Origin of the sequence: Streptomyces sp. NBC_01669 (assembly GCF_026339735.1) — a bacterium.
Lineage (GTDB): Bacteria > Actinomycetota > Actinomycetes > Streptomycetales > Streptomycetaceae > Streptomyces > Streptomyces yanii.
In genome coordinates this window covers 4,933,453-4,957,211 of the sequence record NZ_JAPEQG010000001.1, presented here as the reverse complement: position 1 = coordinate 4,957,211, position 23,759 = coordinate 4,933,453, and the positions used below count along the sequence as shown (strand labels likewise).

Here is a 23,759-nt window from a genome sequence, read left to right as displayed (position 1 = left end):
ACTGCTTAGTACGTGCTGGATCCCACCCTCGCAGGCCCGAGGAGCCCCCAAATGCAACTCGCCGCGATCATCGTGTCGCTGGTGCTGACTGTGGTCGGCGTTGCGCTCATCGCCCGAGCCGTCGCGCAGATCTACCGGTTCGTCAAGCTCGGACAGCCGGTCCCGGCAGGCAGCCGCACCGACAACCCGAAACAGCGCACGATCACCCTGGTCAAGGAGTTCCTCGGCCACACCCGGATGAACCAGTGGGGGATCGTCGGCTTCGCGCACTGGTTCGTCGCCATCGGCTTCCTGACACTGCCGCCGACGCTGCTCCAGGCATACGGGCAGCTCTTCAAGGCCGACTGGGTCCTGCCGATCATCGGCAACTGGCCGCCGTTCGAGATGTACACCGAGTTCATCGGTCTGATGACGACGGTCGGCATCCTCGTGCTGATCGCCATCCGGCTGCTGAACCTCCCCTCCCGGGCCGGCCGCAAGTCCCGGTTCGCGGGCTCCAAGGCGTGGCAGGCGTACTTCGTCGAGTACGTCATCCTCGGCATCGGTCTGGCGATCCTGACCCTGCGCGGCCTTGAGGGCGCGATCCACCACGTGGAGGGCTACGAGGCCTCGTACTTCATCTCGTACCCCCTGGTCCTCGCCTTCAAGGGCCTCGCGCTCGGCACACTGCAGAACCTCATCTACTTCACCGCGATGGTCAAGATCGGCATCTCGCTGATCTGGATGATCACGGTCTCGCTGAACACCAACATGGGTGTCGCCTGGCACCGCTTCCTCGGCTTCCCGAACATCTGGTTCAAGCGGAACGCGGACGGCGCGGTCGCGCTCGGTGCGCTCCAGCCCATGACGTCCGGCGGCAAGGAGATCGACTTCGAGGACCCGGGCGAGGACGACGTCTTCGGTGTCTCCCAGGTCGAGCAGTTCTCCTGGAAGGGCATCCTCGACTTCTCCACGTGCACCGAGTGCGGTCGCTGCCAGTCGCAGTGCCCCGCCTGGAACACGGGCAAGCCGCTCTCCCCGAAGCTCCTGATCATGTCGCTGCGCGACCACGCGCACGCCAAGGCCCCGTACCTGCTCGCCGGTGGCGGCAAGGACATGGAGGGCAACGAGAAGGCGACCGAGGAGCAGCTGAAGGACGTACCGGCGGCCGCTCTCGCGGAGGCCGAGCGCCCGCTGATCGGCACCGTCGAGGAGAACGGCGTCATCGACCCGGACGTGCTCTGGTCCTGCACCACCTGCGGTGCGTGCGTGGAGCAGTGCCCGGTCGACATCGAGCACATCGACCACATCGTCGACATGCGCCGCTACCAGGTGATGATCGAGTCCGCGTTCCCGTCCGAGGCGGGCACGATGCTCAAGAACCTGGAGAAGAAGGGCAACCCCTGGGGGCTCGCCAAGAAGCAGCGCGTCGAGTGGACGAAGGAAGTCGACTTCGAGGTCCCGATCGTCGGCAAGGACGTCGAGGACCTGTCGGAGATCGACTACCTCTACTGGGTCGGCTGCGCGGGCGCTCTCGAGGACCGTGCCAAGAAGACCACCAAGGCCTTCGCCGAGCTGCTCCACATCGCGGGCGTCAAGTTCGCGATCATGGGCGGCGACGAGAAGTGCACCGGTGACTCGGCCCGCCGCCTCGGCAACGAGCCGCTGTTCCAGCAGCTCGGCCAGGAGAACGTCGCGATGCTGAACATGGCGTTCGGCGAGGACGACGACGAGCCGGAGACGAAGAAGCCGAAGTCGTCGAAGAAGATCGTCGCGACCTGCCCGCACTGCTTCAACACCATCGCGAACGAGTACCCGCAGCTCGGCGGCGAGTACGAGGTCATCCACCACACGCAGCTGCTCCAGCACCTCATCGACGAGGGCAAGCTGATCCCGGTGACACCGGTCGAGGGCCTGATCACCTACCACGACCCCTGCTACCTGGGCCGTCACAACAAGATCTACACGCCCCCGCGCGAGATCATCGCGAAGGTGCCGGGTCTACGGAACGAGGAGATGCACCGCCACAAGGAGCGCGGCTTCTGCTGCGGCGCCGGTGGTGCCCGGATGTGGATGGAGGAGCGGATCGGCAAGCGCATCAACAACGAGCGCGTCGAGGAAGCCCTCTCCCTCAACCCGGACATCGTCTCCACCGCCTGCCCGTTCTGCCTCGTCATGCTGACCGACTCGGTCAACGGCAAGAAGAACGACGGCCAGGCCAAGGAGTCGATCCAGGTGGTCGACGTCTCGCAGCTGCTGCTGGACTCGGTGAAGACCCCGGCGGACCCGGCGGGCGAGCCGGAGACGGCGGATGCTCCGGAGCCCGAGCCGGTGAAGTAGCCGGTATCAGCGGTACAGAAGCGGTCGGACCTGCCTCGGGGGCAGGATCGGCCGCTTCTGCTGTTGGGCGGGCGCGAGGGACCATGTACTGGCGACCGCGAACCACGGAGCCGTACGAGACGGATGGTGTGCCCCGTGCGCAGAGGCAGCGCACCGGCGAGGACGGCGGCGGCAGTGGCCGGCGCGCCCACGCTCCTGCTGACGGCGGCGGCCTGCGCAGGCACTCCGCGGGCGTCCCCTCCCCTTCGTCCTCCTCCGCCAAGAACGGCGACACGCCCCTGAGGCCCTCGCCGACGCGCACGGCTCGCACGCGCCGGATCCCGGACCGGGCGCGGTTCGGCGACAAGTGACCTGCCCACCGGTCTGTGGTGACGTCGACGGCGACAGGCGCACGACGGCCACACCGACCTGCTCGTCGACGGTTACGAGAACGACAGCGCCGAGGGCGGGAACGCCAACTGCTACCTGCCGGGCAGCACGTCCGGCGTGACGACCTCCGGCATCCGGAAGCTCCCCGCGGGCATCATCTCCGACACCGGTGACGTCGACGGGGACACGTACGGGGACATCGTCATCGGCGCCCGGTGGGACGCCGATGTCCCCGGCTCGCAGAAGGGCGGTGTCGTCACGGTCGTCCACGGCACGGCAAGCGGCCCCGTCGGCAACATGGCGGGCTGACACCTGCCACTGAACCCGGGCCTGTTTCCCGTACAACAGGCCCGTTTCCCGTACAACAGGCCCGGGTTTCGCGCCCACCGGCCGGCCCCCCAGGGTCCCCCTAGGGGATGTCACAGCTCGGCCGCAAAGGGGGCCGGGTTCCCCCGGCTCTCCCACCGCACACACGCGGACCAGGTACGTTCGATTACGTGGCTGGATTCAGGATCGGACGCGGCCGGGACAACCGCACCCCTCGACAGGGGCAACAACAACCGCAGCAGCAGCCGTACGGCACGCAGGCACCACCGCCGCCGTACGGACAGCAGCCATGGCCCCCGGCGGGAGGCAACGGCGCCCCGTACGGAGCCCGGCACCCCGGCGGGCACCAGGGCTACAGCGGCGCACACGGCGAACCCGAATACTTCGGCGACCCGTACCACCAGCCGCACCAGCCCCACCAGGGCGACCCGTACGCCAACAACCCGGGTCACACCCAGGCGTTCAGCATCAACGAGGACCCGTACGGCGACGGCAACACCTACCGCGCCGGCCAGGCACCCGCCCAGCCCGCAGGCCCCCGCCTGCACTGGAAGCAGCTGCTGAGCGGCATCGTGCTGCGCCCCGGGCCGACGTTCTGGCAGACGCGCGACCACCCCGTCTGGGGCCCGGCGCTCATCGTCACGTTCCTCTACGGGCTGCTGGCGCTCTTCGGCTTCGACCAGGCCCGCGACGACGCCATCCACGCAACGATCTCGACCGCCGTCCCGTACGTCCTGCTGACGGGCCTCGGCTTCGTCATCGGCGGTCTGGTCCTCGGCGCGGTCACCCACACCCTCGCCCGCCAGCTCGGCGGCGACGGCGCCTGGCAGCCGACCGTGGGCCTCTCCATGCTGATCATGTCGATCACGGACACCCCACGGCTGATCTTCGCGCTCTTCCTCGGCGGCGAGAACTCCCTGGTCCAGGTCCTCGGCTGGATGACCTGGCTGGCGTCGGCCGCACTGTTCACGTCCATGGTGAGCAAGTCGCACGACCTGCCGTGGCCCAAGGCACTGGGTGCATCCGCGATCCAGCTCATCGCACTGCTGTCGATCATCAAGCTGGGCACGATCTGACGACCGCGTCCCACGACCATGAAGAAACCCCCGGTACAAAACGCCGGGGGTTCTTTGCTGTCACGGACGGGACCGGACCTGACTCAGGCGTCGAGAACCTGCCCGCTGCGCCGCACGACAGGCTTGTCCACGCTCCACGGGAAATTGATCCAGCGATCGGTCTTCTTCCACACGTACTCGCACTTCACGAGCGAGTGCGGCTTCTCGTAGATGACCGCGCTGCGCACCTCGGCAACGTGCCCGATACAGAAATCGCGCACCAGCTTCAGCGTCTTCCCGGTGTCCGCCACGTCATCGGCGATCAGGACCTTCTTGTCCGAGAAATCAATGGCGTCGGGAACGGGCGCCAGCATCACCGGCATTTCCAAGGTGGTGCCCACGCCGGTATAGAACTCGACATTCACCAGATGAATGTTCTTGCAGTCCAGTGCGTACGCCAGCCCGCCGGCGACAAAGACCCCGCCCCGCGCGATGCTCAGCACCACATCCGGCTCGTAGCCGTCGTCGGCCACGGCCTGCGCCAGCTCACGCACGGCATGACCGAATCCGTCGTACGTCAGATTCTCTCGTACGTCAGTCATGGTCCGGCATCACACCTGGGTCCGGTGGAAATTCATGAACGAACGCGAAGCTGTCGGCCCGCGCTGCCCCTGGTAGCGCGACCCGTACCGCTCGGAGCCGTACGGGAACTCCGACGGCGAACTCAGCCGGAACATGCACAGCTGGCCGATCTTCATGCCCGGCCACAGCTTTATCGGCAGCGTCGCAAGATTCGACAGCTCCAGCGTCACATGCCCGGAGAACCCGGGATCGATGAACCCGGCCGTCGAATGCGTCACGAGCCCGAGCCGCCCGAGCGAACTCTTGCCCTCCAGCCGCGACGCAAGATCGTCGGGCAGCGAAATAACCTCGTATGTCGAGGCAAGCACGAACTCGCCGGGGTGGAGGATGAACGCCTCATCCCCGTCCGGCTCGACCGTGCGCGTCAGATCCGCCTGCTCGACGGCTGGGTCAATATGCGGATAACGGTGGTTCTCGAACACCCGGAAGTAGCGGTCGAGCCGCACGTCGATGCTCGATGGCTGCACCATCGACGGGTCGTACGGATCAATGCGGACCCGCCCGGCGTCGATCTCGGCCCGGATGTCCTTATCTGAGAGAAGCACGCCCCGAGGATACGCAGAACGCGCGGGCCCGCCCCAACCGGACCGCCCCGCGCGTTCTGCGACGACCGTCTGCCGCCGCTCCTGCCCCCTGCTTCTACCGCCGCTCGAACTCCACCGGAACGGCCTGCCGCAACCGGGCACATCGCGGACAGCGGATAAGCCGCCCGGGACCGATCCGACCGGCCCCGAGCTGCTGCATCGGGAACGAAGCGGTAGCGAAAATGTGCCCTTCGGCACAGCGGACGACGGTGCGCTCCATGGAGTCCATCAAGTCCCTTCCCCAACAAGCCTTGGACGAGAAAGCCACATTAGGGGATGAACAGGACGCCACTCCAGGCGGCACTCCGACTACGTACGCTACGCCCCCAACTCCCGCCCACAGCAACCGTATCCACCCTTGACGCATGACACACAGGCCCCCGGTTCGTACACCGGGGGCCTGCCATGGGGTAGAGTGTGCGACGATGCAGCTGATCATTCAGTGCGCTTCGCGGGTGTAGTTTAATGGTAGAACATGAGCTTCCCAAGCTCAGAGCGCGAGTTCGATTCTCGTCACCCGCTCCATGACGAAGGCCCAGGTCAGTGACCTGGGCCTTGTTTGTTGTCTAGACCTCTTCGACCTCTCCGCGCCCTCCGCGTGCCCCAACTCGCCGGAATTCCCTGCTCGGAGGGGGCGCGACGCACCACTCGCACCACCTGCCCGCCGGACCTTCTCAAATCACGAGACCCATTTCACGTGACCTGCGACACACGCCAGTCACGTCGCGCGAATTCGCTCCTACAAACCGCCGTCGATTGTGGGCCTCGCCGGGCACGGCCCACAATCGACCGCTCGGCGAGTGAGTCCGCGAGAAGCGGCGCATCCTGTGGTGGTGGCGCTCGTCGCTCCGGGACATGAAGAAGATCATCATGCTCGCTGCCCTGCCGCTCGCGATCGTCGGCATGGCGGCCCCGGCGCACGCCGACAACGACAGCAACTTCGGCAGCGGCGTCAACGCCGCCAACAACTGGAACTTCACCGAGTCCGTGGCGTGCCTGCGGGAAGCCGCCGTGCCTGTTATCGGTGATTGGGTCGGTGACCACACCAACAACTGCGGCAACGGCAACATGCTCGACCACGCCCTGGGAGGCTGAGAAACTGCGGGTGCCCCGCGCAGTCAGCGACGGCGGGTGGCCTGCACGAGACACCTGCCGCGTCTGGGCGGAGACTTGCCGGAGGCGGTATCTGGGGACACCGACCCCTGCCCATGCCAGATGCATGCTCATGACTCCCCTGGTCGGAGGCCATCATGCTCATCGGCCACACCGCGGACACCGGCGCCCTTCGGGCCGGGGGCGCCACCGTCGGCACCGCAGCTATTCGGCGCCGACACCGCGAACCCCTGTACCGGCCGACCGCAGCCAGGTCGCGGGAGGAGGCCCCGTTTGAGCAGGGGACTATGCATGCCAACTGTTCTGACCGGGTGGGACATGCCGCCTCTGGCGTAATCGGCTCGTTGGGCCGGTTGGCGGTGTCAGGCTGTATGGGTTGATCACTGTCGTGCGAGGAGCCCTGTGCGTATGGGGCGTGTGAACGTTCTTTCGAGCGGATCGCCGTTGACTGCCCGCTGAATCCGAGTATGTCGGGGTGTGCGTCGGGTCGGGGACACCGTGAGCCGGAATATGTGGCTGGGTGCTGAAGGCGTCGGCGCCTAGAGGGACGGAGAAACTGCCCCCCATCCGGGGTGGCACCGCTTCGTACCGGCTCCACACAACCGACCGCCCACTGAATTCCCATGCCGCGACACGAAGGGATGCAAGCACCGATGTCCGAAGGCAGGCGAAAGCCGAGCAAGTTCGGGGTGGACCGGTCGGAGGGGTTTGGTGAGCGGTTGCTGGGTGTGCTGCTGGACCGGACTCACGAGATGCCGCCGCAGTTGATCGCCCCGCTCGTTGCGGAAGAGGTGGCAAGGGTCGGTGGCCGGGACGTCTCGATCCTCTTGCAGGACTACGAACAAATGCTGCTGGTGCCGCTGCCGGGCCGTCGGCTGACGGTCGGTGACCCCGAACCGGTCGAGGGCTCACCCGCCGGCAAGGCGTTCCTGAGCCGCAAAACGGTAGAGGTACCGCAGGACGGCACCGTGCGGATGTATCTGCCACTGCTGGACGGCAGTGACCAGGTCGGGGCGATGGCCGTCACCCTGGACAGCGTCGATGACGACGACCGACGGTTGCTGCGCAGGCTCGCCGGTTTGGTCGCCGACATGATCGTCACCAAGGACGCCTACACCGACCTGTTCTTCCAGGCCCGACGCAGCGCCCCGATGAGCGTGGCCGCGGAGATCCAGTGGTCGTTGCTGCCCCCGCTGTCGATGACTGTTCCGCAGGTTGAGGTGGCCGGAATCCTGGAGCCCGCGTACGACGTGGCCGGCGACAGTTTCGACTACGCCCTCAACGGCGACATCCTTCATGTGGCCATGATCGACGCGATGGGCCACGGCCTGGACGCGGCGACCATGGCGACGGTAGCCATCGGCGCCTATCGCCACACGCGAAGGGCCAACACCGATCTGTCCCACGTGTACGCGTTCATGGACAAGGCCATCAATGAGCAGTTCGGCCCCGACCACTTTGTCACCGCACAGATGATGTGTCTGAACATCACCACGGGCCGGCTGCAATGGGTCAACGCCGGCCACCCGGCACCGCTGCTGATCCGTGACCGCGCCGTGGTGGACAGGCTGGAGAGCCCAACCACATTGCCGGTCGGCTTCGGCGGTGACCAGCCGGAAGTCAGCGAGCGGATTCTGCAACCCGGGGACCGGTTGCTGTGCTTCACCGACGGCCTGATCGAGGAACACCAAGCCGGCGGGGAACAGTTCGGTGAGGAACAACTCATCGAGTCCACCAACCGGATCCTCCGTGACCACACCGAGGTGAGGCCGGTGGTGCGCGCGCTCTCCCACGCTCTGAAACAGGAACGAGGCGACATCACCAGCGACGACGCGACCATCTTCCTCATCGAGTGGCGCGGCGGCGACGCCGATCATCTCGCCACCCTCGATTGAGCCGACAGCCATCGCCGCTACGGAGCCGACGGAGCCGAAGCCCCCGCGGCCCATCCGCCGTTCGCCAAGGCGCCCTCGGCCCGGAGGGCGAAGGCAGCCGTCACCGCCGGAACTGTTGAACCTCCGGACGCCACTTTTGCTTGTCTGCGCTGTGGACTCACCCCAGGCGGACATTCATGACTTAGCGTGCCTACTTCGCAGAAGTTGAGCCAGAGCCCACTCTCGCGCATAAAGCCAGGACGCCACCCTCGGCGGATAATGGATGCGGGGACGTACACCGCCCCTCCTCCTCACAGCCGGCCAGCGATTCGACCTGGAGACGGTGCCCCGTCTGCGTCAGGCACTCGCCGATGCCCGGCATGAGGGCAGTCGGCAGACCATCCTGGACATCTCCCAAGTCTGCTTCGGGGACTCCTCGTTCCTGCACGAACTACTCGCCGCCCACTACAGCCACCACCGCTCGTTCTGGCCGGCCCCATCCCACACGAACTGCGTCAGCTCTTCCTCCTGACCGGAACCTTCCGGCTGTTCACCACCGTCAGGAGCCGCAGAAGCAGCGGCCTCGTCTGAGCCCCGCATAGGTCAGCGCGGGGGCGGTGCGACTTGCTGCCGCACCGCCCCGTCGGTCTTCTCAGGCTTCGCGCGCCATCGACGGCTTGGCCGCCGCCTTCTGGCGAGCGTCGCGAACCTTCGCGTCGATGCCTCCGGCGACCTCCTGCTGACGTTCGTCGTCGGAGTGCTGGTAGATCATCGCGGCCCTCTCCGAGGACTGGCCGGCGCGGACCATCGTGTCCTTGAGCGTGGCGCCGGACTGGGTGGACAAGGTGTGTCCGGTGTGGCGGAGGTCGTAGAAGCGGAAGTCCTCCGGCAGGCCGGCCTTGGCCCGCGCCCTGCGCCACTTGCGGCCGAACGTGGACCGCCGGAAGGGCGCACCCTTCTCGCCGACGAACAGGAGCCCGTTGGGCTCCTTCTCGACGTACCAGTCCAGGTGGCGCTTCACCTCGATGTGCAGGAAGGCCGGGAGGAAGACCGTGCGCCTACCGGCGGTCGGCTTCGTGTCGCCTTCGACGCGGCGGCCGGTGGTCAGCTCCGGTGCTGCGTCACTGATCTTCACCGTGAGGGGTTCGAGCGTGACATCGGGCCGTCGCAGAGCCGCCTGTTCCTCCGGGCGCATCGGCCCGTAGGCACCGAAGTACACCATCAGCCGCCACCTCGGCCCCATGGCATCAGCGAGAGCGTCGACCTGTTCGACGGTGGCCGTCGGGCGTTCCTTGGCCTTCTCGCTGCCGGCGCCCCTGATCCGGCAGGGATTACGGCGGATCAGCTCGTCGTCGGTCGCCGTCTCCATGATGGCCTTGAGCAAGCGGTACGACTTCGCGACGGTCGTGGCGCCAGTCGCCTCCAGCCGCTCGGCCCGCCACGTGCGCACCCCAGGCGGCGTGATGTCGTCCAGGTTCATGAAGCCGAACGCGGGCAGGAGATGCAGCCGCAGAAGCCTGCGGTACAGCTCCTCTGTGGTCGCGGAGAGCCCACGTTCCTCGACCCATTTCGTGGCGTACGCATCGAAGTTCACCGCGCCGGCATCGGGGTCCACCCAGTGCTTGCGCTCGATATCGGCCTGGGTGAGCGTAAGCCAGGTCTGGGCATCGGTGCGCGTCGCAAAGGTCTCCGGGGCCTTCCGGCGACTGCCATCAGGGGCCCAGTAGCGCGCCTGCCACCGGCCCGACGGGAGCTGGCGGACAGTGCCGAATTCGCGCCGCTGCTGCGGCTTGCGGCCTGCCATCAGGCCGCCTTCCCGAAGCGGGACTGCGCCTCGCGGAGGGTGGGCACGGTGCGCTCGGCAACGTACCTGTCGATCGCGCTGCTGCGGATGCGGACGGGCTTGCCGAGCTTCACGTAGCGGATGCGGCGTTCCTGGATGAGGCGCCGGATGAAGCGGACGCCTGTGCCAAGTCGCTCGGCGGCCTCCTCCACGGTGAGGAGGCGGTCAGCCGTGTGTGTCACCTCCTTCGAGGTGGTTGACGGCGACGGTGGCTCCGGCGGTGGCGAGTGCCCGTCCGATTTCGGCGCCGATGCCGGTGGCGCCGCCGGTGACGAGGGCGATGCGGCCCTGCAGGGGCCGGGCCTGGAGAGGGCTTTCAAGCAGGGGCAGGGACATTGCTGCTCCGTTCGCCAGGGTTGGAATGAGGGGGCCCCGCCGTGGCTGGTGACCAGCAAGTCAGCCGCGCGTGACCGCCCGCATCCGGACGAGGTCTGAGGGAGCCGGGCCTCAGATAAGCAGCTGCGACAGAGTCGGCTCCTCGCCGGGCATCCCGGCACCCCTCCGCCGCGATAAGCACGGCGCCTTTTCCCCCAGAGGTGGCAGTCATGGCATCGCTAGCCGACCGGAAGGCGTACCGCGAGAGGATCATGCGGGCTCTGTACGAGGCCACTGAAGGCAACCGCCTTCTGCGGATCACCGGGGCGAAGCTGCTCCAGGAACTCGCGATCCCGCAAGAGGATCTGGCGGCCGCCTGCACCTATCTGGTCGGCGAGGGCCTGATCACGGTCGACTGGGCCGCGGGCAATACGCCGCTCACGATCACGCTGACGCACCAAGGCATTCGACGTATGGAGTCTGAAGAGGAAGAGCACGGTTGACGCGGAGCCCGGGCGACGTCCGAGCTGCCCGGACTACGCGGTGCCAGGTACTCCAGGTGCCGTTGGCCGGGGGCTGGACGCAAAGGGATGCGTCTGGGGCCGGGCAGGCGAGGAAGTCGCGGTCCAGGTCTCGCTTGCGGGACTCGGATGAGACGGCATGAGGGACCTGTCCAGGTACGGGAGCGCGTGCCCTTACTGGCGGAGTCCCGGAGGAACAACCCATCCGGCCGTCAGTGCTCGGGCTCCGCAATGGGTATCAGTGAACCATGGCTGGCACCTTCACCACCCGCATGATCAACATCACAACCGGCTCCACGGAGACCCTGCATGACCTCACGAATGCATGCTCCGCGTTCCTCCGAGAGGCCGCTCACGGGCGAAACGGACTGCTGAACATCTTCACCCTCCACGCGACGTCCGGCCTGGCCATCATCGAGACCGGCGCGGGCAGTGACGATGACCTGTTGGCGGCCCTCCGCGACATTCTCCCCGCGGACGACCGCTGGCAAGACCGCCACGGCAGTCCTGGCCACGGCAGGGCCCACATGCTCCCGGCTCTGGTCCCACCACACGCCACATTGCCCGTAGTCGACGGTGAGCTGGAGCTGGGGACCTCGCAGTCCGTCGTACTGGTGAACACCGACCGGGACAGCCCCGAACGCCAAGTCCGGCTGTCTTTCCTCAGCTGACCACACGACCCACGTGGCCCTGCGGCTGACAGCCCCCTGCTGGCAGCCGGTGCCGTACGAGACCGTCCAGTTGCCCGCACGGGAGGCTCCGTATCGGTCCGGCAGGCCTTACCACGAGTAAGCTGGAACTACCGAGGGCACTTCGTACACCAGTCTCCGTGCTCGTGTCGTTTTCGGCGATTCACGACACCGGGCGTGTTGCGATCGGCCCGGGGCAGGGTCCGCGTCATGATCACGACCATTCGGTATACGCATGCAGTCGAAGGCCGGACCTCTTCGCCGCCCCTCCGACTCATGCTGGCGCCGGCCGGTACCGCTCCGGCTCTGCTCGACGGTGCGTGGTGGCCCCGCTCCCGTGACCTCACGGCAGAACTTCCCGCACTGACGGCCGTCCTCGACCCGCTGTGGGGGCGGATCACCCACGTCACGGTAAACCCCACGTTCTGGCCGGTCATCCCACGGAAGGTGCCCGTCGACGGGCATGTGGTGGGTGTCGGCTGGTTCAAGGCCGAGCAAGATCCCCACAAGCTGCTGCTGCTCTCCTACAACACCGGCCGTTGGGACCTGCTGGTGATTCCACCGGAGACCATCCCCGCCACAGCCGCCCGGCTCATGACGGAGGCCGCCTATCCGCTGGGCACCCTCACCGCGAGCGCCCTGATGGAGGAAGCGGAGCAACGCCGGATCGCGGAGGAGATGGAGCTGTCCCTGGTTTCGGTCTGGGACTCCGAAGGCGGCCATGGAGCAAGCCTGCCGACATCGCGTTCCCCCGCCCAGGCAATCGTTGCTCAGGTACCAGATGCGGTGGAAGGTATCTGAGTATCGTGGAAACCTTCGAGAGCGCGGCGTCGATTCCCGTCCCGCGCCGGAAGAAATCCCCGGGCCAACAGCCACCTTCGGTACTCATGCCCCATCCGTGCCCTTCAGAGCGGTCAGCACCGGTCAATAACGGTACTGAGGCGCCCCCGGATGGCGCCCCCTCAAGGACATTCCTACAGTTCAGAGCGGTTTATGGGGGCTGAGCGCCAGTGATTCCCAAGCTCAGAGCGCGAGTTCGATTCTCGTCACCCGCTCCATGCAAAAGCCCCAGGCCATCGGCCCGGGGCTTCCTGCTGTCCAAAGGTCGTCCCGCAATGATGGCGGAACTACTAGCCCACCGGCGCCAGCGCTGACTGGTCTTCGCGGACCGCTGGGTCGGGGACGACGAGCGCGGTCTCGGACTCGGTCGGGGCTCCCTTCTGGGCCTCTTCGACGATCGCCCCGTCCTCGCTGGGGATCGCATCACTGGCCGAGGAGCCGCTGTTCTCCGCAGCGTCCACGCCGGTATCCACGATCTCGCCGATGGCGGCCTGAGACACGTCTTGTGGGCTGTCCACTACGACCGGCTCCGAGGCGGCGATCACTTCGTCCGTAGCCGGGTCCGTGAGCGTTACGGCGACCACGCTCGGGTGACTACGTCGACGTGCAGTAACTCGACGTTCATCAAGTCGACGTGCAGTATTCCGTAATCCATAATCTGTAATTTCCGATTCGTTACCCATAGTCGGTTAATGGCTATGGGTAACGGACTCCGCAATAACCCATATAAACGCGTACTCGAAAAAATTTCATGGAGTCGCACAACCATTCACTGGTGCCCCATGTCTGATCAGTGGAGTCAGCAGACTCCAGAGAATGACTGGATCGGGCGCCGCGGAAGCATGCAACAGAGCTGTCCCGTGCGCCCCTTTTTCAGACGTGGGGAAACACATGCGCATTCGTGCCTCTGTCGCCGCAGTGACAGGCGCCCTGGCCCTCTCCGCCCTCGCCGTCCCGGCGGCGCAGGCGGATGACACCAACACCGTCTCCTCGTTCACGCAGAGCGTCGAGACCGACGCGGCGGTCGACCCGGCCGACGACGTCAGCGGAGACACCACGATCTCGAACGTGGTCGTAAACGGCGGCAAGGCCGTCGTCATGGGTGCGACCACGAAGAAGACCTTCACGGTCAGCTTCACCGCCACGGACGACTCGGGCATCGAGTGGGCGACCGCGGTGCTGTGGCACGGTTCGACCTTCGACAACCTCGACGGCGGCGTGGTGCCCAACGAGGACGAGGCCGTCTGCACCAAGGTCAACGACACGACCTCCACCTGCAAGCACACCTTCACTGTCGACGCCAACTACGACCTGCTGAACAAGCTGGCCGGCGGCTGGAAGGTCTGGGCGATCGCTCAGGGCACGGACGCTGACTACGTCCAGAAGGACAACGCCAAGGGCTTCAGCCTGCAGCGCATGTCGAAGCTGACGGTCAACGCGTCCCCGGAGCCGGTGGTGAAGGGCAAGACCATCACGGTCACCGGCGCGCTGACCCGTGCCGACTGGGAGTCGAACAAGTACGTGGGCCTCAGCGGCCAGTCGGTGGTGCTGCAGTTCCGCAAGGCGGGCACCACCAACTACACCAACGTCAAGGGCATCAAGTCGACCACGGGCGGCGCGCTGAGGACCACGGTCACGGCGTCCACCGACGGCTATTACCGCTTCACCTACGTGGGTATCGCGTCCACCGCGACGGTCAGCGCCGCGGGTGACTACGTCGACGTGAAGTAAGTCGGCGTCAGGTAGGCCGACGTGAGGTAAGCCGACGTGAAGTAGCCCATAGCCCCGTAGACGCGGGCACCGTAACGGATTAACGGATTTACGCGGGAAAGCGGCGGTCGACCCACCTCCACACGAGCTCCAGGGTGGCCGCCGCCACCACGGCGATACCCACCGCGACCCACGGCATCGTCACCCCGACCAGCTTCAGCGCGAAGAAGTCCTGAAGCCAGGGCGCGGCGAGCACCAGCAGGAACGCCACGCCCATCGCGGCGACGAGGCAGATTCGCCACCAGGTGTACGGCCGGGCGATGATCACGAGCACTGCGCGTCCGGGGACTCCTCGGTTGGCGTCACGACCTCGGCCGTGACCGTCATCGACTCGGACACCTGGGTGGTTGCCGTCAGATAGATGACATCCGTGCCAGCGTCGCTGTCCATGCCGAAGGTGGAGAGCAGGTACTCGGGCTCGGTGCCCGGCCCGGCAGCCCGACGCCAGCGGCCGCGCAGGCGCCAAAGGAAACGTCGTAGTTCGGAGGCTCTCACTGCCGCCGTCAAGCTACCCGCGAGCTCCCTTCAGGCACTCGGATTGAGGAAGGACAGTGCGCCACTCGTCGAAAGGGTGGTCGCCCAAGCCGATTCCAGTCCAATAGATGCCAATAGACGCGCGAGGTATTCCATTCGGAGCAGTAACGAAGAAGTCAGAGACGTACGGTATCCGTGCAGGCCAGCGCGCCCACAGCGGGACGTCTTCTCAGGATTCCCAAGCTCAGAGCGCGAGTTCGATTCTCGTCACCCGCTCCATACAAAAGCCCCAGGCCATCGGCCCGGGGCTTTCTTGTTGTCTAGACCGGTAGAAACGAAAGCTGTCTGGCATGCCGACCGTCCGGCGCCTTGCGCCACTTCCGCCCGAAGGATGAGCGGCGGAACGGCGCTCCCTGCTCGCCTACGAAGACTTGCGCTGCAAGCCATCAGGCGGCACCGAGCAAACTTCGGCAGAGTCGACGGCAGTTGACTGGCTCACCCCCGAAGAGGTCGCCGAGCGGATGGCAGAGGTGTGGGGTCCGGCTACTCGATGCCCTGGACGGCAACGGACCTCATGTCCGGAGCCACGATGGCAAGCACCTGATCCAAGCGCGGTAGAAGTTTCCCTACTTCATCAAGATCCCGCGCAAGCGCGGGCTGGCCCCTTGGGCTCGGCCCCTCTGCGCCTTCGGCGCCGGGGCCGGGCCCTGGGGCCGCAGCGAGCTACGACCCTGAGCCGAGACCTGGACGGGCAAGGCCACGGTCAGAACGATGCCTCCGGCGGGGCGCTCAGGCTCCGAGATGGAGGGGCGCCGTTCGCGAGTGCCGGCCCGGTGAGTGGCGTGCGCGGCGGCTCCCATCCCGTCTGCCATCGCCCCAGGCAGAGCCGAGCAGACGCGCCCCCTGGCGTCCAGGTCGTTCGCACAGTGGCGCGCTCCACCTGGACGCCAGGGGCCACCCCCGCTCCACGGTGTGTGGGTCGACGGCAGACGGGATGGGAGCTGGGGAAGTGGCGAGTTGAGGCACCCGATTGGACAACTGGACCCTGTGGTCTGATGGTTGATCAACAAAATGACAGGTGTGAAGACCTTCCACCACACGGGTACTCCAGCATCCGGTGGCTACTGCAGACACGTTGTTGGACGGCTCCGCCGCAGTACTTCCAGAGATGCTCGCGACCTGGCGCCTACGCCTCCTTGTGCGACAGAACGAGTCCGTTCGCCCGATCGACGTGGCTTCGGCCAGAGGCCAACGACGACTGGTGCACCTGCCTCTGGGTTTCGCGACCGGGGCCCGTGTGGCGGCCATGGCTCATTTTGCGCCGCCGATCGGCTATTGGAGGCGCAGCCGTACCACCAGGCCGGCGTGATCGGACGGCCACAGGCCCGTGGGAGTCCGGTCCCTCACCTTGTCTCCGATCAGGCGGGCGGAGACAGCCGAAAGGTGTGCGGGCTGGTAGAAGACGTAGTCGATGCGCGAGCTGAGTTTGGACGGCAGGTTGCGCAGATCGGGGTCCTGAATGGCGGTGAATCCGTCCCCGGGGCCGTGGATGGTCCGCCAGGCGTCGTCGTAGCCGCCGGTGGTGAACGTGCCGTACGGTCCGGTCGCTTCGGTGGGCAGGGCGTTGAAGTCGCCAAGAGCGGTGACGGGATACGGCGACTGTGCCAGCGCGGCGTACAGCTCCTGCCCCTGGGCGTTTCGAATGGCCGGAACCCCTGGCTGCAGGTGTGTGGTGGCCACCCGCACCCGTGCCGGCTTGCCCTTGAGGGCGACGTCCACCGCGGACCAGCCTCTCGGGAAGGTGAAGGTGACTCCGAACGGGGTGGTGATGACGAGCTTCGCGGCATAGAGGTGCGACTGCGCGTTCGTCACCGGGAGTCCGTCTTGTACCAGGATCGCATCCCGGTTCGTGAAACTCGCCTGTTCGGTGGCGCTGATCGGCAGGGTGGTGGTGCCGGTGGTGTCGACCGCGGCGGCCCGGTAGTGGAGACCGGCCCTGCGCAGCTCGCGGAGCAGGATGTCCAGGAAGTCGTAAGTGGTGTGGAGGGGACCGCCCAGCGGGCCCTTCTTCCACAGGGCCACCTCCTGCAGGCCGATGACCTCGGGGCGCTCGTTCCTGACCAGGCGCGAGATGGCGCGGGCGCGGGACGGGAAGTCGGTGGCGACCACCTGGTCGTAGGCGATCCCGGCTCGCGCGACGAGCTCCTGCGGAGTCTGTGCAAGGGCCAGAGGCGCGAGGTCGGCGCCCAGATAGATGTTGTACGTGGCGACTTTGAGCTGCCGCGTACCGGCCTGAGCCGGCGCGGCCAGGCCCAGTGCCGCGGCAACCAGCCCCACGACGGCCAGAAGCGCTGCCCATCTGCGTGCCATTCGCTTCTCCTCTCACCGCCCAGGTCAGATCACGCCGTCCCGGAGCCTCACGCCACCCCGGATCCGCTCATACTGTCCCGAACAGTCCAATAACGACCCGTACTCGCATGATTGCGCGGACGTGAGTGCGAGAGCCCGTCGGTTAGACAGCGCCGCTCAAAATCACTCGTTCTCGTGACAGCAACAGCAGCAACACCGAATACCGAAGACCACCGCGACCGCGGGGAAGGAGGCCAGCCGGAATGCGACCGGAACAGGCAATAGCGCTGCGCCAGGTGCAGTCAGCAGCGGCGTCGGCGGTTGTGCTCGTCGTTCCCGGCGGTGATGCGGGCGGAGGTCTCCGCTCCATGAAAAAGCCCCAGGCCAGCGGCCGGGGGCTTCTTTGCTGTCTGGACCTCTTATGATCCGCGTGCCATAAGTGGTCTCACAGCACGCCAGATTGAGATCCCCTCCACGAAGGCGCTACGCGTCGGCGAATGGATCACCCTGTACGTCGGCAAGCCGGATGACGGCCGACCTGTCCCGGAAGCAGACGCGGTAGCGGTCATGTTCCTGCTCCCAGGCAGTGTCCCGGGGATCGATGGCGCGAATGTCCATGTGAGGAGCCTAAGCAGAGAGGAGGCTACTTCAGCTTGACGGTCTTGCTGTGCCCGTCGTCGAGATTGCCGGAACGGGCACAGGGATCTGGCCTTTGATGAAATCGGTGCACTCGCCCGGAGTGGGGGCTTGCTTACCGCCGGCCTGCGGTGTGCAGAACGTGGCCGTCCTACCGTTCTTGATCACCTGAGACTGGTCGGAAGTTGCGACAACCAACTTGTTCATGCCTGTCTGCCGGTGCCGGGGGGGGCGGGTCTTGATGTCAGTGCGAGCGAGCCTCGCTCACCGCACGGGGTAGCCGAAGGAGTACCCCTGCTGCTTCAGCCAGGGCAGGACCTCGCGCAGAGCGGCCAGGGTCTGGGAGCGATCCCCTCCCGCGTCGTGGAAGAGGATGGTCGGTCCGTCGGAGATCTCGCTCTTGACGGTGGCGACCATGGTGTCCACGCCGGGACGCTCGAAGTCTTTGGTGTCGACGTTCCAGCCCAACGGTCGCATCCCCCGGGACGCGGCGAGCTGCCGACTGTACGGGGTGAAAGCACCGCCCGGGGCCCGGTAATACTGCGGCCGGACGCCCCCGGACGCCTTGGTGATCATCCGTTCGGCATCCAGGATCTGCTGGGACTGGTAGGCCTCGGACCGGGTGTCCATGGTGGTGTCGTGCGAGACAGTGTGGTTGCACAGCCGGTGCCCCGCCGCCACGACCTCCTTGACCAGGTCCGGGTGTGCCTGGGCCTGCGTGCCCACCATGCAGAACGTAGCCTTCACACCGTTGTCCTTCAGCAGTTGCAGCACCTGCGGCGTCCAGACCGGGTCCGGTCCGTCGTCGATAGTGATGTTGACGCCCCGGGCGCCGCGGTCCGAGGCGTGCGCTATATCCGCCGCCACCTTGGCCACCTGGCCCTGGGCGCCCGGTGCCGAGACACGCGCTTGCGGCTGCCGCCCTCCGGCGGTGTCGGCCTGTGCGGTCCACACCGAGGTGGCCGCGGCCACCGCCGTCACCCCGAGCGCCGCCGCGAGAAGCCGGACGTGCCATCCCCTTCCCTTGTGCCTTGCCATGTCCGCCCGCCCCTTTGCTGTCTCCGCCGATGCCGTGCACCCATGAAGACATACGAACGCCCGTACAAGATCCCTCTGTTACCGATCGCAGAAGAATCCGCAGAGAACCGGCAACAAACGTAGAAGCTCCGCGACAGGTGAGGGCTCGCAACGGCAACGAGGGCTGCAGGGCGGGCGGCGCCCTCGCAAGCGGCGCGGCCGTAGCGATCGGCGGGGGCGCGGTGTACCTCGTACGCCGTCGCAAGGCCGGCTCCCACGCCTGACGCACGAGGAGGGGTGCCGACCAGGCACCCCGCCCCACGCGCCGGCCACCCAACGGGCCCGACACCGAGCAGCGGTGTCGGGCCCGACGCGGTGACCGGCCATGAGACCGTTTTCGCGTCGATGACCCGTACCTGCGCTTCTGGCTCTCCCTCATCGGCCCCGGCATCCCGGCGGTCGAACGCGGCCGTGGTAACCGCGACTTCGACACCATCCGCGCCGGCTGGACGTCCTGGCGGGGCAGGACCATGGAGCCCGTTATCCGCGAAGCCTTGTGGCGGCTGGGCCCTGACGAAGGACAGCTGCCTGCAGGCACCCATGCGATCGGCGGCTACTGGACCCGCACCGGCATCGGCCACCTCCCGCTGACGCTCCGGGTTCGAGTGCTGATAGATCAGCGCAGCACGCTCGGAGGACTGCCCGGCACGGACCATCGTGTCCTTGAGCGTGGCGCCCGACTGCGTCGAGAGCGTGTGTCCGGTGTGACGAAGGTCGTAGCGGAAGCTCTCCGGCAGCCCGACCTTGGCTCGCGCCTTCCGCCACTTCCGCCCGAGCGTGGAGCGCCGGAACGGCTTGCCCCCTCGAGCGAGGGGACGGCTGCCAGTCATGGGCTGACGTGCCGCCTCCGCCACACCTCAGCATCCCGGCCTCACTCGGGCAGCGCTCAGCCCACAACCTGGTGCAACTCGGTTCAAACCAGTCCGGTTTGCGGTTCCGGTTGCCGCGCTGGTGCGGTCCTCGGTTTCCACAGTCCGACGGTCCTTACGTAGCCGTAGACCACTGAGGTCATCGCCAGCATGAGAAGTGGTCCGGACACCCACGGATGCTTTGCCATCTCCAGCGGTAGATAGCGATAAGACACCAAGAGCGCAGCGAAGACGGTTGCGCCGCAAGCGACCAGCTGGATCCCTGATCGATCCCAGCCGCGGTCGAACGAGCGCAGCGCTGCCTCGATCGTGAGCGTGAACACCACGCCGGCGATGAGATCCGCGCCGTAGTGGTAGCCAAATCCCAGCGTTGCGCAGAGCGTAGCTATCAGCCAGAACGTGCCTGCGAATCGCAGAAGCCGTGGGCCCGTCCGGGAATGAATGAAGATCGCGGTGGCCCACGCTGTGTGCAGGCTGGGCATGCAGTTCCGTGGGGTGATCTCGTCGAATGGCATGTGGTGCGGGGTATTGATCGGCGGCGGCGTTTCCGGCCACAGGTTGGCCACCGCCCATTGCTCGCTGGGCGGCGTTTCCGACCACAGGCTGACCGTCGCCCAGTGCTCGGCGCCGGTGCCGTAGGCGAAGATCGGTCCGACCACCGGGAAGATCATGTAGATGCTGGGCCCGAGGAGGCCGATCACCAGAAAGGTGCGCACCAGATGATGGCCCGGGAAGCGGCGCTCGACCGCCACGTTACGCAGTTGATACAGCGCGACGATGACTGCGGCCACCGCGAGCTGACCGTAGACGATGTCGAGAAAATTGAAGCCGATCGGGCCGGTGGCCGTGACAATCCGGCCCATCAGCCACGACGGGTTGCCCAGCGCGTGATCGGCGGTTGCCACGTACTGGTCGAGCACCGCTGGGCGGGTCTTTGAGGTGATGAGTAGCCAGGTGTCGCCGGTCTTGCGACCGGCCACCAGCAGCAGGCCCAGCCCGACGCCCTTCAGCAGCAGGACACGTTCCCGGCCGGTACGGCGAGTGACAGCGATGACCGCATAGCCCAGAAGGACCCACAACGCACCGTTGCCGAAGGGGTGGCCGCCGGTCACCTTGGCGCCGACCGCCCACCGGACCACCAAGAAGGCGACGTCGATACCGATCGCGGCAGCAGCCGCGATGAACCGTTGCCGCCAGGTGAGCACCACCATCATCAACGCCATACCGGCGTACAACAGGAAGCCTGATTTGGGGGCGAATATCACCTCTCGCGCCTGGCTGGTGATCGGCCCCGGCAGGCCGTAGCGACGTGCGGCGATCTCCAGCGCGATGAGGAATCCAAGGGCCGCGACACCCGCCACGGCCCAGAGTCTTATTCGTGGCTGACGCCACACGGAGAACATGGTTCTCCTGTTTATTCGCGAAAAAGCCCGCGACGGTATATGTCTCAATTTTCAGCCGATTTTCTCTATTTTGGTTAAAAGTCAGGGTGCGTTCGCTCGCCACCTTCCGGTCGGGGCTGCTTTCTCCCTCACCAAAAGCAGCCCGCCCGACGGGGGAAGACGGAAAGATCACACTCCGGGTTCCGCCTCGTTCATGGTGCGGCATGGGACGCGTCGCCCGATCGTTCGCCCCGGCTCGCGAGGCGAACACGGATCCTGAGTTGTCGACCTGGATGTCCCGACCTCCTGGACCTGGCCCCGCTGCCATACGCCGATCATCCGGACCGCCGTGAACAGTGGCGGCCGCACCAGATGCGCACCGGGTGGGCCAGGGATCAGCGGTCAACCACGGTCACGGCAGTACGCCCCTTCCCCCCCCCTCGATCCCGACTGTTTCGGCAGTTCAACAGGCCTTACAGAGCGAAGCAACCCGTAATTCCCAAGCTCAGAGCGCGAGTTCGATTCTCGTCACCCGCTCCATGAAAAAGCCCCAGGCCAACAGCCCGGGGCCTTTCTGTTGGCAGCTTCGCCCAGGGCAGTCCGTGCCGCCTGGCCCGGCCGGGTCATCGGTCCTGGCCCAGGAGCAGCGGGAGTTCGGTACGGGAGGTGATGCCAAGCTTGGGGAAGGCCCGGTAGAGATGGTGGCCGACCTGGGCATCGGCGCGGCACACGACGGTCCGACTCCGACCTTCGAGTCCCTGTCGGCCGCGCTCAGGACGGCCCTCACCCCCGAGACCAGCGCGCGAGCGAAGGCCGTGGCCGGCACGATCCGCGCCGACGGGGCGGCGGTGGCCGCGAAGCTGCTGCTCGACGTGGCCAGCGGACAAAGGCCCCGGTTGATCTGATTCCGGGCGACTGGATACCGGATGTGGTCTCAGCTGATCCGGCCCTGTACGGGTGAGTGCCGATCGCCTCTGACTCGGTCCATCCGAAGTTACGCGTCTCGGTCGGCTTCCTGAGCTGCATGCTCCAGTCGGCTTCGATACTTCTCCCACCACGCCGGGTCGCTGCCCAGCCCCATGCTGTCGTTGCCCTTGTTCATCCCCACGGCACCGTCTATGAGTTCCCGGATGATGTCGGCGTGCCCGGCGTGGCGGTGCGTATCGGCAATCACGCGCACTACTGCATGATGCAACGTCACCTCGTCCCTACCGCTGGGCCACCACGGCACCCGGCCGATCGTGTCCAGCGCCAGCGCGTCGATCGTCGCGTCCGCGTGCGCCCACGCCCGGCGGTAAAGCTCCACGATGTGCTCACGTGACTCGTCGGCGGTGGCCCACATATCCGCGTTGGGCTCAGCACCGTCTTCGACCCAGGGCAGCGGTTCGCCGGACGGCCGTCCGAAGGTGTCGCCGAGGTAGCCCAGTTCCACGCCGACCACGTGTTTCACCAGGCCCAGGAGGTTCGTGCCGGTCGGCGTCAGCGGGCGGCGGATGTCGTACTCCGAGAGCCCCTCGAGCTTCCACAGCAGGGCATCGCGGGCGGACTGCAGGTAAAAGTGCAGGTCAGTCTTGGGATCCGATGCGGTCATGGGGCCAGTCTGCCGCTCGCGCGATCTTGTCGCGCGAGCTTTGTCCACAGCTCCCGGCGAACCACATCATCTGACGCGACGAGCGAATCGGACCGGACCACTTGAGACAGAGGCCGGATCGAAGGAGACGGGACATCCACCCTGCCGTGACTACAGATCGGGAAACCTCTGTCCCGTGTCATCAGAGTTTGATCGTTGTCACTGAGGGTCGGTGACCACCCGGTCCGTGCCACCGAACGTTGAGTGACTGGGGACGCTCGGGGCCAGGGGCGACGTCTCGGCGGCGGACCTGAACGTCGTCGTGGTGGCCCCTGCTGCGGTGCGGGAGGGGAGACGCAGGTCACAGACGTTCATGTCACATCCTGCCGAGCTGTGCCGTCGTAAGTGTGTAAGCACCGACAACGGCAGAGGAGATCACCATGAGTGCCCGCTTGGACGCCTTCAGCAGTCCGGCCTTCGGCAAGGTCTTCAAGCACATCATTGCGGCAGGAAAGGTGCTCGCGGACTCGACGCTGCCGACCGCGACGCAGGAGCTGGTGAAGCTCCGCGCCAGTCAGATCAACGGGTGCGGCTTCTGCACCGACATGCACAGCAAGGACGCCGCCGCCGGTGAGACCTCGGTACGTCTCAACCTGGTCGCGGCGTGGCGGGAGGCCACGGTCTTCACCGAGGCCGAGCGGGCCGCGCTGGAGCTGACGGAGCAGGGCACCCGCATCGCGGATGCGGCCGGCGGGGTCACGGACGAGGCGTGGGCGAACGCTGCCAAGCACTACGACGAGGAGCAGCTGGCCGCGCTGGTGTGCGGGATCGCCCTCATCAACGCCTTCAACCGGGCGAACGTCATCATCCAGCAGCCCGCCGGCGACTACCAGCCCGGCCAGTTCGCGTAACCAGGAGTGCCTGGCCACGGACTGCCGGTGCCCCCGCGGCTGGGGCATCACACCCCGGGCGCCCCTCGCGGGGGCCCGGGGTGTTGTTCTGGTCCGCCCGGCGGTCCTGCCGGATCGAGCAGTGAACCACGGTCGATCGGAGTGCGAGGCGGTGCAGGCGCGCGCAGCCTGGCCAAGGCCGACGCTGTCCTCAAGAGCAGCGAGAAGGCGCCGACGTGTGTGGCCGACGG

24 protein-coding genes, 1 tRNA gene and 5 pseudogenes are annotated in these 23,759 nt (G+C 66.6%); 16 read left to right on the top strand and 14 right to left on the bottom strand.

The genetic code is table 11. The annotated features are described in order from the left end of the window. The first annotated feature begins 51 nt into the window (after window positions 1–51). From OG972_RS22240 to OG972_RS22225, 4 genes are all read left to right on the top strand, one after another. On the top strand, window positions 52–2,319 hold the full coding sequence (locus tag OG972_RS22240; protein ID WP_266984088.1) for a (Fe-S)-binding protein: 2,268 nt from the start codon (window positions 52–54) through the stop codon (window positions 2,317–2,319). A 128-nt stretch (window positions 2,320–2,447) separates the two neighbouring features. Continuing rightward, window positions 2,448–2,669, top strand: coding sequence for a hypothetical protein (locus tag OG972_RS22235; RefSeq protein WP_266984086.1), 222 nt, complete (start codon window positions 2,448–2,450; stop codon window positions 2,667–2,669). A gap of 136 nt (window positions 2,670–2,805) precedes the next feature. Next, the gene (locus OG972_RS22230) at window positions 2,806–2,997 is read left to right on the top strand and encodes a hypothetical protein (RefSeq protein ID WP_266984085.1); all 192 of its coding nucleotides are present in this window, start codon (window positions 2,806–2,808) and stop codon (window positions 2,995–2,997) included. Between the two features lie 188 nt (window positions 2,998–3,185). Next, the gene (locus OG972_RS22225) at window positions 3,186–4,091 is read left to right on the top strand and encodes a Yip1 family protein (RefSeq protein ID WP_266984083.1); all 906 of its coding nucleotides are present in this window, start codon (window positions 3,186–3,188) and stop codon (window positions 4,089–4,091) included. Window positions 4,092–4,174: 83 nt separating this feature from the next. Here OG972_RS22225 and OG972_RS22220 read toward each other — a convergent pair whose 3' ends face one another. Both OG972_RS22220 and dcd read right to left on the bottom strand, forming a co-directional pair. Continuing rightward, the gene (locus tag OG972_RS22220; RefSeq protein ID WP_266984081.1) at window positions 4,175–4,672 is read right to left on the bottom strand and encodes a phosphoribosyltransferase; all 498 of its coding nucleotides are present in this window, start codon (window positions 4,670–4,672) and stop codon (window positions 4,175–4,177) included. A 9-nt stretch (window positions 4,673–4,681) separates the two neighbouring features. Next, a complete protein-coding gene (gene dcd, locus OG972_RS22215) occupies window positions 4,682–5,257 on the bottom strand; it encodes a dCTP deaminase (RefSeq protein ID WP_037695496.1) in 576 nt (191 codons plus the stop codon). A gap of 490 nt (window positions 5,258–5,747) precedes the next feature. Between dcd and OG972_RS22210 the strand changes: the two genes are divergently transcribed. From OG972_RS22210 to OG972_RS22195, 4 genes are all read left to right on the top strand, one after another. Beyond that, a tRNA-Gly gene (locus tag OG972_RS22210) sits at window positions 5,748–5,821 on the top strand. A 330-nt stretch (window positions 5,822–6,151) separates the two neighbouring features. Next, on the top strand, window positions 6,152–6,391 hold the full coding sequence (locus tag OG972_RS22205; RefSeq protein WP_266984076.1) for a hypothetical protein: 240 nt from the start codon (window positions 6,152–6,154) through the stop codon (window positions 6,389–6,391). Between the two features lie 671 nt (window positions 6,392–7,062). After that, window positions 7,063–8,304 carry a PP2C family protein-serine/threonine phosphatase gene (locus OG972_RS22200; protein ID WP_266984074.1) on the top strand — a complete coding sequence of 414 codons (1,242 nt, stop codon included), beginning with the start codon at window positions 7,063–7,065 and terminating at the stop codon, window positions 8,302–8,304. Between the two features lie 262 nt (window positions 8,305–8,566). Continuing rightward, window positions 8,567–8,815, top strand: coding sequence for an STAS domain-containing protein (locus OG972_RS22195; RefSeq protein ID WP_266984072.1), 249 nt, complete (start codon window positions 8,567–8,569; stop codon window positions 8,813–8,815). Window positions 8,816–8,935: 120 nt separating this feature from the next. On the opposite strand, the gene OG972_RS22190 is transcribed toward OG972_RS22195, so the two are convergent. The 3 genes from OG972_RS22190 to OG972_RS22180 are packed head-to-tail and all read right to left on the bottom strand — an operon-like array spanning window position 8,936 to window position 10,462. Beyond that, a complete protein-coding gene (locus tag OG972_RS22190) occupies window positions 8,936–10,087 on the bottom strand; it encodes a site-specific integrase (RefSeq protein WP_266984070.1) in 1,152 nt (383 codons plus the stop codon). Next, entirely contained in the window at window positions 10,087–10,308 is a 222-nt protein-coding gene (locus OG972_RS22185) for a helix-turn-helix domain-containing protein (protein WP_266984068.1), read from the bottom strand. Before OG972_RS22185 ends, OG972_RS22190 begins: the two co-directional genes overlap by 1 nt. Continuing rightward, window positions 10,292–10,462 (bottom strand): hypothetical protein, encoded by a 171-nt coding sequence (locus OG972_RS22180; protein ID WP_323135889.1) that lies wholly within the window; start codon window positions 10,460–10,462, stop codon window positions 10,292–10,294. The genes OG972_RS22185 and OG972_RS22180 overlap by 17 nt, the downstream gene beginning before the upstream one ends. A gap of 209 nt (window positions 10,463–10,671) precedes the next feature. Here OG972_RS22180 and OG972_RS22175 point away from each other — a divergent pair, with 209 nt between their 5' ends. From OG972_RS22175 to OG972_RS22165, 3 genes are all read left to right on the top strand, one after another. Further along, window positions 10,672–10,944, top strand: a complete 273-nt coding sequence (locus OG972_RS22175; protein WP_266984066.1) for a hypothetical protein — start codon at window positions 10,672–10,674, stop codon at window positions 10,942–10,944. A 266-nt stretch (window positions 10,945–11,210) separates the two neighbouring features. Further along, window positions 11,211–11,633 (top strand): YjbQ family protein, encoded by a 423-nt coding sequence (locus OG972_RS22170; protein WP_266984064.1) that lies wholly within the window; start codon window positions 11,211–11,213, stop codon window positions 11,631–11,633. A gap of 228 nt (window positions 11,634–11,861) precedes the next feature. Continuing rightward, window positions 11,862–12,452, top strand: a complete 591-nt coding sequence (locus OG972_RS22165) for a DUF5994 family protein (protein ID WP_266984062.1) — start codon at window positions 11,862–11,864, stop codon at window positions 12,450–12,452. A gap of 329 nt (window positions 12,453–12,781) precedes the next feature. Here OG972_RS22165 and OG972_RS22160 read toward each other — a convergent pair whose 3' ends face one another. Then, complete coding sequence (locus OG972_RS22160) at window positions 12,782–13,075, bottom strand: hypothetical protein (RefSeq protein WP_266984060.1); 294 nt, start codon at window positions 13,073–13,075, stop codon at window positions 12,782–12,784. A gap of 307 nt (window positions 13,076–13,382) precedes the next feature. Here OG972_RS22160 and OG972_RS22155 point away from each other — a divergent pair, with 307 nt between their 5' ends. Beyond that, complete coding sequence (locus OG972_RS22155) at window positions 13,383–14,222, top strand: DUF5707 domain-containing protein (protein WP_266984058.1); 840 nt, start codon at window positions 13,383–13,385, stop codon at window positions 14,220–14,222. Window positions 14,223–14,310: 88 nt separating this feature from the next. Here OG972_RS22155 and OG972_RS22150 read toward each other — a convergent pair. Both OG972_RS22150 and OG972_RS22145 read right to left on the bottom strand, forming a co-directional pair. Further along, window positions 14,311–14,535 (bottom strand): annotated as a pseudogene (locus OG972_RS22150) (hypothetical protein); the annotation flags it as partial. Next, a complete protein-coding gene (locus tag OG972_RS22145; RefSeq protein WP_266984056.1) occupies window positions 14,526–14,768 on the bottom strand; it encodes a hypothetical protein in 243 nt (80 codons plus the stop codon). The pseudogene OG972_RS22150 and the gene OG972_RS22145, both read right to left, overlap by 10 nt. A 401-nt stretch (window positions 14,769–15,169) precedes the next feature. Here OG972_RS22145 and OG972_RS22140 point away from each other — a divergent pair. Further along, a pseudogene (locus OG972_RS22140) lies at window positions 15,170–15,353 on the top strand (NUDIX hydrolase); the annotation flags it as partial. Window positions 15,354–16,067: 714 nt separating this feature from the next. On the opposite strand, the gene OG972_RS22135 reads toward OG972_RS22140, so the two are convergent. The 3 genes from OG972_RS22135 to OG972_RS22125 all read right to left on the bottom strand — a co-directional run bounded on the left by OG972_RS22135 (window position 16,068) and on the right by OG972_RS22125 (window position 18,758). Further along, window positions 16,068–17,105: an endonuclease/exonuclease/phosphatase family protein gene (locus OG972_RS22135; protein WP_266984055.1), complete on the bottom strand. Its 1,038-nt coding sequence runs from the start codon at window positions 17,103–17,105 to the stop codon at window positions 16,068–16,070. A 462-nt stretch (window positions 17,106–17,567) separates the two neighbouring features. Beyond that, window positions 17,568–17,702, bottom strand: coding sequence for a hypothetical protein (locus OG972_RS22130; protein WP_266984053.1), 135 nt, complete (start codon window positions 17,700–17,702; stop codon window positions 17,568–17,570). 282 nt (window positions 17,703–17,984) lie between these two features. Further along, a complete protein-coding gene (locus OG972_RS22125; protein ID WP_266984051.1) occupies window positions 17,985–18,758 on the bottom strand; it encodes a polysaccharide deacetylase family protein in 774 nt (257 codons plus the stop codon). Window positions 18,759–19,129: 371 nt separating this feature from the next. Here OG972_RS22125 and OG972_RS22120 point away from each other — a divergent pair. Then, window positions 19,130–19,366: pseudogene (locus OG972_RS22120) on the top strand (DUF234 domain-containing protein); the annotation flags it as partial. A 6-nt stretch (window positions 19,367–19,372) separates the two neighbouring features. Here OG972_RS22120 and OG972_RS22115 read toward each other — a convergent pair. Both OG972_RS22115 and OG972_RS22110 read right to left on the bottom strand, forming a co-directional pair. Then, a pseudogene (locus OG972_RS22115) lies at window positions 19,373–19,591 on the bottom strand (site-specific integrase); the annotation flags it as partial. A gap of 119 nt (window positions 19,592–19,710) precedes the next feature. Beyond that, window positions 19,711–21,069, bottom strand: coding sequence for a phosphatase PAP2 family protein (locus tag OG972_RS22110; RefSeq protein ID WP_266984049.1), 1,359 nt, complete (start codon window positions 21,067–21,069; stop codon window positions 19,711–19,713). A 680-nt stretch (window positions 21,070–21,749) separates the two neighbouring features. Here OG972_RS22110 and OG972_RS22105 point away from each other — a divergent pair. Further along, window positions 21,750–21,953 (top strand): annotated as a pseudogene (locus OG972_RS22105) (glycosyltransferase); the annotation flags it as partial. Window positions 21,954–22,042: 89 nt separating this feature from the next. On the opposite strand, the gene OG972_RS22100 reads toward OG972_RS22105, so the two are convergent. Then, a complete protein-coding gene (locus tag OG972_RS22100) occupies window positions 22,043–22,639 on the bottom strand; it encodes a DinB family protein (protein ID WP_266984047.1) in 597 nt (198 codons plus the stop codon). Between the two features lie 419 nt (window positions 22,640–23,058). Between OG972_RS22100 and OG972_RS22095 the strand changes: the two genes are divergently transcribed. Next, a complete protein-coding gene (locus OG972_RS22095) occupies window positions 23,059–23,529 on the top strand; it encodes a carboxymuconolactone decarboxylase family protein (RefSeq protein ID WP_266984045.1) in 471 nt (156 codons plus the stop codon). Window positions 23,530–23,759 lie beyond the last annotated feature (230 nt).

Bases quoted from the DNA above. Each gene is read 5' to 3' on its own strand.
- OG972_RS22190 (WP_266984070.1), bottom strand. From the start codon at position 10,087: ATGGCAGGCCGCAAGCCGCAGCAGCGGCGCGAATTCGGCACTGTCCGC.
- OG972_RS22165 (WP_266984062.1), top strand. From the start codon at position 11,862: ATGATCACGACCATTCGGTATACGCATGCAGTCGAAGGCCGGACCTCT.
- OG972_RS22100 (WP_266984047.1), bottom strand. From the start codon at position 22,639: ATGACCGCATCGGATCCCAAGACTGACCTGCACTTTTACCTGCAGTCC.
- OG972_RS22175 (WP_266984066.1), top strand. From the start codon at position 10,672: ATGGCATCGCTAGCCGACCGGAAGGCGTACCGCGAGAGGATCATGCGG.
- OG972_RS22220 (WP_266984081.1), bottom strand. From the start codon at position 4,672: ATGACTGACGTACGAGAGAATCTGACGTACGACGGATTCGGTCATGCC.
- OG972_RS22200 (WP_266984074.1), top strand. From the start codon at position 7,063: ATGTCCGAAGGCAGGCGAAAGCCGAGCAAGTTCGGGGTGGACCGGTCG.
- OG972_RS22195 (WP_266984072.1), top strand. From the start codon at position 8,567: ATGCGGGGACGTACACCGCCCCTCCTCCTCACAGCCGGCCAGCGATTC.
- OG972_RS22110 (WP_266984049.1), bottom strand. From the start codon at position 21,069: ATGTTCTCCGTGTGGCGTCAGCCACGAATAAGACTCTGGGCCGTGGCG.
- OG972_RS22095 (WP_266984045.1), top strand. From the start codon at position 23,059: ATGAGTGCCCGCTTGGACGCCTTCAGCAGTCCGGCCTTCGGCAAGGTC.
- OG972_RS22170 (WP_266984064.1), top strand. From the start codon at position 11,211: ATGGCTGGCACCTTCACCACCCGCATGATCAACATCACAACCGGCTCC.
- OG972_RS22130 (WP_266984053.1), bottom strand. From the start codon at position 17,702: ATGGACATTCGCGCCATCGATCCCCGGGACACTGCCTGGGAGCAGGAA.
- OG972_RS22240 (WP_266984088.1), top strand. From the start codon at position 52: ATGCAACTCGCCGCGATCATCGTGTCGCTGGTGCTGACTGTGGTCGGC.
- OG972_RS22155 (WP_266984058.1), top strand. From the start codon at position 13,383: ATGCGCATTCGTGCCTCTGTCGCCGCAGTGACAGGCGCCCTGGCCCTC.
- OG972_RS22180 (WP_323135889.1), bottom strand. From the start codon at position 10,462: ATGTCCCTGCCCCTGCTTGAAAGCCCTCTCCAGGCCCGGCCCCTGCAG.
- OG972_RS22125 (WP_266984051.1), bottom strand. From the start codon at position 18,758: ATGGCAAGGCACAAGGGAAGGGGATGGCACGTCCGGCTTCTCGCGGCG.
- OG972_RS22205 (WP_266984076.1), top strand. From the start codon at position 6,152: ATGAAGAAGATCATCATGCTCGCTGCCCTGCCGCTCGCGATCGTCGGC.
- OG972_RS22135 (WP_266984055.1), bottom strand. From the start codon at position 17,105: ATGGCACGCAGATGGGCAGCGCTTCTGGCCGTCGTGGGGCTGGTTGCC.